This window comes from Thermosediminibacter litoriperuensis (assembly GCF_008124715.1).
GTDB lineage: Bacteria > Bacillota > Thermosediminibacteria > Thermosediminibacterales > Thermosediminibacteraceae > Thermosediminibacter > Thermosediminibacter litoriperuensis.
This window is the reverse complement of the sequence record NZ_VNHO01000046.1, coordinates 1-9,682: the sequence shown is the minus strand read 5'-3', so window position 1 is coordinate 9,682 and position 9,682 is coordinate 1. Positions and strand designations below refer to the sequence as shown.

Below are 9,682 nucleotides of genomic sequence, written 5' to 3'. Positions count from 1 at the left end.
AATAACCATATTTATAGGCCTGACCGTGGGAGCCACTGCCAGCGCCGATAAATTCCTCAGGATCCAGACCATAGAAATAATAATTCTCGGGATGATAGCCTTTGCGTTCGGCACTGCGGGCGGAGTGCTTTTCGGCAAGCTGATGTATCTTTTGACCGGCGGGAAGGTAAACCCCTTAATAGGTTCTGCCGGAGTGTCGGCGGTACCCATGGCCGCCCGAGTATCCCAGAAAGTGGCCCAGGAAGAAATGCCCGGCAACTTCATACTGATGCACGCCATGGGTCCCAACGTAGCCGGCGTCATAGGGTCTGCCATCGCCGCTGGCGTGCTGCTTTCGATGTACGGGGGTTAATAGGAAGCCGTTCCATTTTGGGGCGGCTTTCATTAATTATACAAGAATTGCTGGTCTAAAAATGATAAAATGTTTTTATATAGGCCAAAATATTTCAAACTGAGAGGTGTATGGCATGAACATAAAAGAAGAAGCCCTGAGGCTCCATGAAGAAAACCGCGGAAAGATCGAAGTGGTTCCGAAGGTGCCCCTGAGGGACTTTAAGGACCTGAGTCTGGCCTATACCCCCGGGGTCGCCGAACCGTGTAAAGAGATAAAGCAGAATCCGGAACTGGTTTACAGGTATACGTGCAAGGGACGCATGGTGGCCGTTGTGACCGATGGTTCCGCCGTTCTCGGACTGGGAAATATCGGCCCAGAAGCAGGCATGCCCGTAATGGAAGGTAAAGCTCTTTTATTTAAAACCTTTGCTGGAGTCGACGCCTTCCCCATATGCCTTGCCACCCAGGATGTGGACGAGATCGTGAATGCCGTTAAATATATAGCCCCCACCTTCGGCGGCATCAACCTGGAAGATATTTCAGCACCCCGCTGTTTCGAGATCGAAAGGCGGCTTAAAGAGGAACTGGACATACCGGTCTTCCACGACGACCAGCACGGCACCGCCGTTGTGGTACTGGCGGGTGTACTCAACGCCCTGAAGATCGTGGGAAAACGCATGGCTGACGTGCGGGTGGTGATCAACGGAGCCGGGGCGGCGGGTGTGGCCGTAGCGAAGCTGCTTTTGAAAGCCGGGGTGGGCGATGTGGTGGTATGCGACAGGAAGGGCACGATTTACCGTGGCCGGGAAGGCATGGACTGGAGCAAGGAAGAGCTGGCCCAGATCACCAACAGGAGCGGTATTAAAGGGGATTTGACAAAGGCAATGAAGGGCAGCGACGTATTCATAGGTGTATCCGCCGCAGGTGTGGTGACGCGGGATATGGTGAAAAGTATGGCCAGAGATCCGGTGGTCTTCGCCATGGCCAACCCTGTTCCTGAGATATTCCCCGACGAAGCCAGGGCCGGCGGGGCAAAGGTGGTGGGAACGGGCAGGTCCGACTTTCCCAACCAGATCAATAACGTGCTGGCCTTCCCCGGGATCTTCAGAGGAGCTCTGGAGGTGAGGGCCAGGGACATAAACGAAGAGATGAAGCTGGCCGCCGCCCATGCCATTGCATCGCTGGTGACTCCTAAAGAACTGTCGCCCGATTATTGCATACCTGCGGCCGTAGACAGGAGGGTACCGGCTCACGTAGCCTGCGAGGTGGCGAAAGCCGCCATGAATTCGGGGGTCGCCCGGATTGGCATTGACGCGGAGCAATTGAGAAAATCGATGCTTGATAATTTAATAAGTTAATACTTCCTTACCGGCGATAAAAGCTTTAGCGAGGTGCGAAATTTTCAATGAGGGAGATTAAAGCCGAATTAATTAAGGAAATAGTTAAAGATCTCTTTATCAAGACCAATTACTTTGCCGGCAAAGACCTGTTAGGCAAATTTAAAGAGGCTGTGGAAAGAGAAGAGTCGCCTATAGGGAAATCCGTGCTGGACCAGATCATCCGGAATGCCCAAATAGCGGCCGAAGAAAAGATAGCTATTTGCCAGGATACCGGGATGGCCGTGCTTTTCGTGGAGCTGGGGCAGGACGTGCGCATAGTCGGGGGCGACTTCAATGAAGCTGTAAATTCTGGAATAAGGGAAGCTTATGAAGAGGGTTACCTTAGAAGATCGGTGGTGAATGACCCCCTCTTCGACCGAAAAAATACCGGCGATAATACTCCGGCTGTCATCCACATAGAAATAGTTAAAGGTGACAGAATAAAACTCATCGCGGTCCCTAAAGGATTCGGCAGCGAAAATATGAGCGCCGTGAAGATGTTTACACCCGCTGAAGGAGTAAAGGGAGTGAAGGATTTCGTGGTGGAGACGGTACTTAAGGCAGGGCCGAATCCCTGCCCGCCCATAGTAGTAGGAGTGGGGATTGGAGGCACCATGGAAAAAGCCGCCCTGCTGGCTAAAAAAGCGCTGACGAGGCCCCTGGACCGGCGCCATCCGGACGAAAGGTATGCGAAGCTTGAAAGTGAAATCCTCGACCTGATAAACTCATCGGGCATAGGGCCTGCGGGGCTCGGCGGGAGGACGACGGCGCTGGCGGTGAATATAGAGTATTTCCCAACCCATATAGCGGGCCTGCCCGTGGCTGTAAATATAAGCTGCCATGCCTATCGCCACGCAGAGGCCACGATTTAAGGGGGAAGAAAAGTGGACGACGCAATTAGAATAAATACTCCTGTGACATCCGAAGAGTTGAAGATGTTGAAAGCAGGCGACCGTGTACTTATAAGCGGGGTGATCTATACCGGCAGGGATGCGGCTCACAAGAGACTGGTAGAGTTGATACAAAAGGGCAGGGGGCTGCCGGTGGATTTGAACGGCCAGATAATTTATTACGTTGGGCCGGCCCCTGCAAAGCCAGGCTATGCGGCGGGACCCGCAGGACCCACCACCAGCGGCAGGATGGATTCCTACACGATACCGCTGCTGGAGAAAGGACTAAAGGGCATGATTGGGAAGGGCACCCGGTCCAGGGAAGTGATAGAGGCCATGAAGAAGTACGGCGCCGTTTACTTCGGCGCCGTGGGCGGAGCTGCGGCCCTGATAGCGCGCAGCATAAAAAAAGTCGAGGTGGTGGCCTTCGAGGACCTGGGCACGGAAGCCATCCACCGCTTTTACGTGGAAAATTTTCCGGCGATCGTGATAATCGATTCGGAGGGAAATAATTTATACGAAACTGAACCTCCCAAATACAGGCGCGGTTGAAAGCAGGCGGCATCGCCTGCTTTTTTGTTGTTAGCAAAAAGCCATAGCAGACATATTTTTATAGGAAAATTATATATAAATATAAATATAGAATGATGCAGGATTTCACCATATAATATGTTAGAAAATTATTCAATATTGCAAATAGTTGTATGTATTAAGAAAGAACTGACGTTACAACGTAACGTTAAGCAACTGTAAAACATGAAGTTAAGGAGGTGTTGCCTGGCGTCAGGAGAGCCTGACGGCCAGAAACGTCATGAGCAGGGTGCTTATGCTGTCCCCGGAAAAGTGTATAGGCTGCAGGACCTGCGAGGTGGTGTGTTCTTTCGGTAAAATCCGGGCTTTTAACCCCAAGATTTCCAGGGTTTCTGTGTTCTCCTTCGACGAAGCAGCTGTTTCCGTACCCATGATGTGCATGCAGTGCGAGGAACCCTTATGCATGAAGGTATGTCCCACCTCGGCCATCACCAGGACGGGAGACGGAGTGGTTGCCGTGGACCGGGACGAATGCATCGGGTGTAAGCTGTGCATCAGCGCATGCCCCCTTGGAAACATCACCTATAGTTCAGTGGAGGGCGGGATTGCAAAATGCGACCTTTGCGGCGGTGAACCAAAGTGCGCGGAATTCTGCCCTTCGGGCGCCATTGAGTTTAAAGAGCCCTCGCCTAACGTCATCGCTAAGAAAAAGGCTATTGCTAGTAAATTTAAAGAACTGTTCGGGGAGGTGAATGAATAATGTTCGGGTGGACGGGTACGATAATTCGGGTAAACCTCACCGATGGCAGCATTAAAAAAGAGAGCCTGAACCTCAGGGATGCCCATCTCTACCTGGGAGGCCGCGGCCTGGGCACCAAAATAATAATGGATGAGATAGATCCGGGTATTAATCCGTTAAGTCCGGAGAACAAGCTGATTTTCATGACAGGCCCGCTTACCGGTACTATGGCCGCATGCCCCGGCAGGTACGAGGTTGTGGCAAAAGCCCCCCTTACGGGCACCATAGGTGCGGCCAACTCGGGGGGACATTTCGGTCCGGAGCTGAAGTTTGCCGGGTATGACGGCATAATATTCGAAGGCAGGGCGGAAAAGCCGGTATACCTGTGGATAAATGACAACAGCGTGGAACTCAGGCCGGCCGAGCGCCTGTGGGGCAAGAATACCTTTGAGACTACCGACGAACTTCTGAAGGAGACCGCTGAAGACGCCAGGGTCGCCTGTATTGGGCCCGCCGGTGAAAAGATGGTGCTCTTTGCCACTGTTATGAACGACAAGCACAGGGCCGCCGGCCGCTCAGGCATGGGAGCCGTGATGGGCTCGAAAAACCTGAAGGCGGTCGTGGTGAGGGGAACTCGCTCCGTCGAAGTAGCGGACCCAGAAGTTTTCTATGAAGTATGCACCGAAGCCCGGAAAAAGCTGAAGGAACATCCGGTGACGGGCACGGGCCTTCCAACGTACGGAACGGAAATCCTCATCAACGTGCTTAACCAGGTAGCAGCCCTACCCACCAGAAACTGGAGGGATGGCGGATACTTCGAATATGCCGAGGAAATCAGCGGTGAGGCCTTAAGGGAAAAATATCTGGTCAGGAATAAAGGATGCTTCGGCTGTTCCATAGGTTGCGGCAGGGTTACCAGGGTCCCTGAAGGCAAGTACAAGGGCTTTGGCGAAGGTCCCGAGTATGAAGCTGGATGGGCTTTGGGTGCCAACTGCGGCGTACGGGACCTGGCGGCCGTATGCAAAGCCAACTTCATCTGCAATGAACTTGGCCTGGACCCCATAACCATGGGGTGCACTATTGCGTGTACAATGGAGATGTATGAAAAGGGGATAATCACCAAAGAAGAAATCGGGATGGAAACTCCCTTCGGCAGTGCCGATGCCATCGTGGAATTGACCAGGATGACGGGCCTGAGGGAGGGCTTCGGCGACAGGCTGGCTGAAGGTTCCTACAGGCTGGCCTCCGCCTACGGGCATCCCGAGCTTTCGATGTCGGTCAAAAAGCAGGAGATGCCCGCCTACGACGCCCGGGGAGTCCAGGGCATGGGTCTGGAGTACGCCACTTCAAACCGCGGCGGCTGCCACGTGAGGGGCTACATGACATCCCCCGAAATCCTGGGTGTACCCGTAAAGCTGGACCCCCTGGTGACCACCGACAAGGCGAAGTGGCTCAAGACCTTCCAGGATTTGACGGCGGTTGTGGACTCGGCGGGAATATGCCTTTTCACCACCTTTGCTATCGGACTTCCCGAAATCTCGGCCATGCTGAAGGCAGCCATCGGCTGGGACTATTCCGATGAAGAAGTGCTGAAAATAGGCGAGAGGATATGGAATCTGGAGAGGATGTTCAACATAGGTGCCGGATTCACAAAAGCTGACGATACCCTGCCTCCCAGACTTTTAAACGAGCCGCTGAAGGCCGGCCCGGGTAAAGGCAAGGTGGTCGAACTGGACGTGATGCTCAAAGAATACTACCAGCTAAGGGGTTGGGATGAGGACGGGTTACCCACCGGCGATAAGCTGAGGGAGCTGGGTATAAAATAGATGAATAAATAACCAGCAGGCCCCGCTATCTCCGGGGACCTGCTGGTTGCAAATTAAATCCATCGAGGTAATTGCCATGAAAGTGAAATTATTTGCTTATCTGAGGGATTACACCGGTGTGAAAGAAATTGAGGTCGGGCATTGTCGTACCGTGAGGCAGCTACTTAAGGAACTCTGCGGGATTTTCGGAAAAAAATTCGCCAGGGAAGTTTTCGATGGAGAAAATCTCAGCGGCAGGGTAATTGTGCTCGTAAACGGCATGAATATATTGCACCTGGAAAACCTGGACACCGAATTAAAGGAGGATGATGAAATAAGCCTTTTTCCGGTCGTTGCCGGCGGCCGGTAAAACGGCTTTTTATTTTAAAAGGAAGGTGAGCTTATGATACAGGAAAAACGGGGGGAAGACCTTTCACAAGTAAAGTCTATCCTTGATAGATATCCGAGGGAGCGCAGGTTCCTGCTCGCCATCCTGCAGGATATTCAGAAAACTTACAACTATCTGCCCAGGGAAGCACTGAACGAAGTCCGGGATTATTTGGGAATACCTTTGAGCAGCCTCTACAGCATGGCCACCTTCTACAAGGCTTTGAGCCTAAAACCGAAGGGAACGTATGTAATTAAAGTATGCGATGGTACCGCCTGCCATATCAGGGGTTCCATGGACCTTATAGATGAAATCAGAAAGCTGCTTTCCGTATCGCCCGGGGAGGTAACGAAAGACGGGAGGTTTTCTCTGGAAACGGTGAATTGCGTCGGGTCCTGTGCTCTGGCTCCCGTGATGGTAATCAACGACAAATATTACGGTAACCTGAAACCGGCCATGGTAAAAGAAATTCTGGCAGGATATGGGGGAATACGCGGTGACTGGGACACCAAATAATTCCGGCAAAACGGTACTGGTGTGCTGCGGTACCGGGTGCCTGGCCAACAACAGCATGGAGATATATAAAGAGCTTAAAAAAAGGGTCGAAGCTTTGGGGCCTGGGTTTGCGGTTCGTCCCGTGCTGAAGACCACCGGCTGCAACGGCCTCTGTGAAAAAGGCCCTATAGTCAACATCCTGCCCGATGACATTTTTTACTGCAGGGTCAGGGTATCCGACGTGGACGAGATCTTTGAAAAAACTATTTTAAGAGGTGAGGTGATAGAGAGGCTCCTCTACCTGGACACTTCGACGGGGAGGCGGGTCAGGTCTCACAAGGAAAGCGAATTTTACAGGAGGCAGCTCAAGATAGCCCTTCGGAATATAGGCCAGATAGACCCGGCCAGCATAGATGATTATATCGAGAGGGGCGGGTACAATGCCCTGAAAAAGGCCTTATTTGAGATGTCCCCCGAACTGGTTATATCCGAAATCGAGCGGTCGGGCCTTAGGGGACGGGGCGGTGCGGGGTTCCCCACCGGGTACAAGTGGAGGCAGTGCAAAAGAGTGAACAGCTTCCCTAAATATGTCGTGTGCAACGGTGATGAAGGTGACCCCGGGGCCTTTATGGACAGGAGCATAATGGAGGGAGACCCTCACAGCGTAATCGAAGGCATGATTATAGGCGCTTATGCTGTCGGTTCCAAGAAGGGATTTATATACATAAGGGATGAGTATTCCCTGGCCGTCCGTAACGTGTCGAAGGCCATAGAGGACGCCTACTCCAGGGGATTTTTGGGTCGGGGCATAATGGGCAGCGGTTTTAACTTCGACGTGGAAGTGGTGAGGGGCGGCGGGGCTTTCGTGTGCGGAGAATCTACAGCTCTAATGGCTTCTATTGAAGGCAGGGTGGGAGAACCCAGGGTAAAGTACATCCGCTCCACGGAAAAAGGGCTGTGGGGCCAGCCGACGGTGCTGAATAACGTGGAAACCTGGGCCAACGTGCCGGTTATCATAGATCGAGGAGCCGACTGGTTTGCCGCCATAGGGACGGATAGGAGTAAGGGTACCAAGGTATTCTCCCTGGTGGGGAAAGTCAAAAACACGGGACTGATAGAAGTACCCATGGGTATAACCCTGAGGGAAATTATTTTCGACATCGGGGGAGGTATAACGGGGAACGGTAAGTTCAAAGCCGTCCAGACCGGAGGGCCCTCGGGCGGGTGTATCCCCGAAGCTCTGCTGGACCTCCCCGTGGACTTCGACTCCCTCGACAGGGCAGGTTCCATGATGGGGTCCGGCGGTATGATCGTCATGGACGAGACCACCTGTATGGTGGAAGTAGCCCGGTACTACCTGAAGTTCCTCTCCGAAGAGTCCTGTGGCAAATGCACGCCCTGCCGTGAAGGGATAAGGCGGATGCTGGAGATACTGGAGGACATATGCGCGGGGAGGGGTCAGGAGGGTGACCTGGAACTTCTGCTGGAGCTTTCGGAAACCGTAAAAGAAGCGTCCCTTTGCGGCCTGGGCAAGACCGCGCCTAACCCTGTGCTGACCACTATAAAGTACTTTGAAAGCGAATACCTGGCCCATATAAGGGATAAGAGGTGCCCTGCCGGTGTATGCAGGAAACTCACTTCATACCGGATTAATACTGATCTCTGCAGGGGATGCGGGCTTTGCGCCAAAAAGTGCCCGGCGGGAGCCATATCGGGAAAGCCCGGGGCTCCCCATATCATAGATGTTTCGAGTTGCATAGTTTGCGGTACCTGCAGGGAAGTTTGCAGGTTTAATGCAGTAGAAGTTATTGGGGGGCGGTCGGAATGAGAGTTATCATAGACGGGAAAGAGTGTGAAGCCGGATATGGCGAATATATCCTGGACGTGGCCAGGAGAAACGGCATACACATACCTACATTATGCCATTCCGGTGCACTGCCGGGCCAGGGGAGCTGCAGGTTATGCATAGTGGAGGTTGCTGAAGCGGGGAAGAAAAAGGTAGTTGTGTCCTGTCTTTACCCCATCACCGGAGAGATCGAAGTGACCACCAACTCCGAAAGGATTTATAGAATGCGCCGGAATATAGTGAGGCTTCTGGCCGCCAGAGCTCCTAGCGGCGAATTCATAAAGAAGTTGAGAGAAGAATATGGTATCCCGGAAGAGACCCGGTTTAAGGTCGATGAAAAGGAAAAATGCATCCTTTGCGGCCTGTGCGTCAGGGCCTGCGAGGAGATAGGCTTAAGCGCTATATCCACCGTAAACAGAGGGACCACAAAAAAAGTTGCTCCTCCTTTCGAAGAGCCTCCGGAGGACTGCATAGGCTGCGCTTCCTGCGCCTACGTCTGCCCCACCGGTGCCATCGAGGTGCAGGAATTTGAAGGTAAGCGTGTCATATGGAACAGGGCCTTCGAACTTTTAAAATGCGCGGGCTGCGGCAGGTACTTTATCACCCGCCAGCAGTACGAATATATAAAGAATAAGCACGGTATTGATATGAAAGAACCGCTCTGCGACAGGTGCAGGCAAAAATCGACGGCGGAGAAACTTATACACTTATTATAAGCCGACCCCGGGCGAATAAAAGCTATCTGCCTCTGCAACCGCTCGAATTCGGCCTTGCGGAGCGTTTTGGAAAAACTGCTGCCAAAAACTAAAAAGCCCCTCCTGGTTGAACTGCCCCCTGTCAAGTAGACAGTGGAAATAATATAAAATCTATTCAAAGCACCAATCAAAAATGGTTGGTGCTTTCTTTATGCTGCATACCAGCAAGATAGTTGCGATACTCAATTGGCGTCATGCATTTTAAACGTTTCTGATATCTCCTTGTATTGTAGTAATCTATGTATTCCTCAATCGCTTTTTTCAAGCTATCATAGTCATCAAACTTATGTAAGTAATACATCTCCGATTTCAGAATTCCCCAGAATCCCTCCATAGGGCCATTATCTATGCAGCGGCCTACCCTAGACATACTCTGGGTCATTCCTGCCTTATCCAGTTTTGCCTTAAAGGTTTTATTGGTATATTGGAAGCCACGGTCACTATGGAAGATGGGTTTTGCATCAGGATGGCTAGCAACTGCCAAATCAAAAGTCTCAAACACAAGTGCATTGTTGTTTGAA

Annotated in this window: 11 protein-coding genes; 10 read left to right on the top strand and 1 reads right to left on the bottom strand. The window is 52.1% G+C overall.

Annotated elements, in window-relative coordinates:
- From LZ11_RS11820 to LZ11_RS11775, 10 genes are all read left to right on the top strand, one after another.
- Window positions 1-352, top strand: a 352-nt coding sequence (locus LZ11_RS11820) for a sodium ion-translocating decarboxylase subunit beta (protein ID WP_148868070.1), incomplete at its 5' end; no start/stop codon positions are given.
- A 115-nt stretch (window positions 353-467) separates the two neighbouring features.
- On the top strand, window positions 468-1,691 hold the full coding sequence (locus LZ11_RS11815; protein WP_148868069.1) for an NAD(P)-dependent malic enzyme: 1,224 nt from the start codon (window positions 468-470) through the stop codon (window positions 1,689-1,691).
- A gap of 47 nt (window positions 1,692-1,738) precedes the next feature.
- Entirely contained in the window at window positions 1,739-2,584 is an 846-nt protein-coding gene (locus LZ11_RS11810) for a fumarate hydratase (protein WP_148868068.1), read from the top strand.
- A gap of 12 nt (window positions 2,585-2,596) precedes the next feature.
- A complete protein-coding gene (locus tag LZ11_RS11805) occupies window positions 2,597-3,154 on the top strand; it encodes a Fe-S-containing hydro-lyase (protein ID WP_148868067.1) in 558 nt (185 codons plus the stop codon).
- A 274-nt stretch (window positions 3,155-3,428) separates the two neighbouring features.
- Window positions 3,429-3,893 (top strand): 4Fe-4S dicluster domain-containing protein, encoded by a 465-nt coding sequence (locus LZ11_RS11800; protein WP_222927266.1) that lies wholly within the window; start codon window positions 3,429-3,431, stop codon window positions 3,891-3,893.
- A complete protein-coding gene (locus LZ11_RS11795; RefSeq protein WP_187695086.1) occupies window positions 3,893-5,698 on the top strand; it encodes an aldehyde ferredoxin oxidoreductase family protein in 1,806 nt (601 codons plus the stop codon). Before LZ11_RS11800 ends, LZ11_RS11795 begins: the two co-directional genes overlap by 1 nt.
- A gap of 46 nt (window positions 5,699-5,744) precedes the next feature.
- Window positions 5,745-6,047 carry a ubiquitin-like small modifier protein 1 gene (locus tag LZ11_RS11790; protein ID WP_148868064.1) on the top strand — a complete coding sequence of 101 codons (303 nt, stop codon included), beginning with the start codon at window positions 5,745-5,747 and terminating at the stop codon, window positions 6,045-6,047.
- Between the two features lie 33 nt (window positions 6,048-6,080).
- Window positions 6,081-6,581, top strand: a complete 501-nt coding sequence (gene nuoE, locus LZ11_RS11785) for an NADH-quinone oxidoreductase subunit NuoE (RefSeq protein ID WP_148868063.1) — start codon at window positions 6,081-6,083, stop codon at window positions 6,579-6,581.
- Window positions 6,582-6,636: 55 nt separating this feature from the next.
- Entirely contained in the window at window positions 6,637-8,388 is a 1,752-nt protein-coding gene (locus tag LZ11_RS11780; protein WP_425473439.1) for an NADH-ubiquinone oxidoreductase-F iron-sulfur binding region domain-containing protein, read from the top strand.
- On the top strand, window positions 8,385-9,122 hold the full coding sequence (locus tag LZ11_RS11775) for a 2Fe-2S iron-sulfur cluster-binding protein (protein WP_148868061.1): 738 nt from the start codon (window positions 8,385-8,387) through the stop codon (window positions 9,120-9,122). Before LZ11_RS11780 ends, LZ11_RS11775 begins: the two co-directional genes overlap by 4 nt.
- Before the next feature lie 166 nt (window positions 9,123-9,288).
- Here LZ11_RS11775 and LZ11_RS11770 read toward each other — a convergent pair.
- The coding region (locus tag LZ11_RS11770; protein WP_148868060.1) for an IS3 family transposase at window positions 9,289-9,682 on the bottom strand (394 nt) is incomplete at its 5' end.

Bases quoted from the DNA above. Each gene is read 5' to 3' on its own strand.
- LZ11_RS11810 (WP_148868068.1), top strand. From the start codon at position 1,739: ATGAGGGAGATTAAAGCCGAATTAATTAAGGAAATAGTTAAAGATCTC.
- LZ11_RS11795 (WP_187695086.1), top strand. From the start codon at position 3,893: ATGTTCGGGTGGACGGGTACGATAATTCGGGTAAACCTCACCGATGGC.
- LZ11_RS11775 (WP_148868061.1), top strand. From the start codon at position 8,385: ATGAGAGTTATCATAGACGGGAAAGAGTGTGAAGCCGGATATGGCGAA.
- LZ11_RS11800 (WP_222927266.1), top strand. From the start codon at position 3,429: ATGCTGTCCCCGGAAAAGTGTATAGGCTGCAGGACCTGCGAGGTGGTG.
- nuoE (WP_148868063.1), top strand. From the start codon at position 6,081: ATGATACAGGAAAAACGGGGGGAAGACCTTTCACAAGTAAAGTCTATC.
- LZ11_RS11815 (WP_148868069.1), top strand. From the start codon at position 468: ATGAACATAAAAGAAGAAGCCCTGAGGCTCCATGAAGAAAACCGCGGA.
- LZ11_RS11780 (WP_425473439.1), top strand. From the start codon at position 6,637: ATGGAGATATATAAAGAGCTTAAAAAAAGGGTCGAAGCTTTGGGGCCT.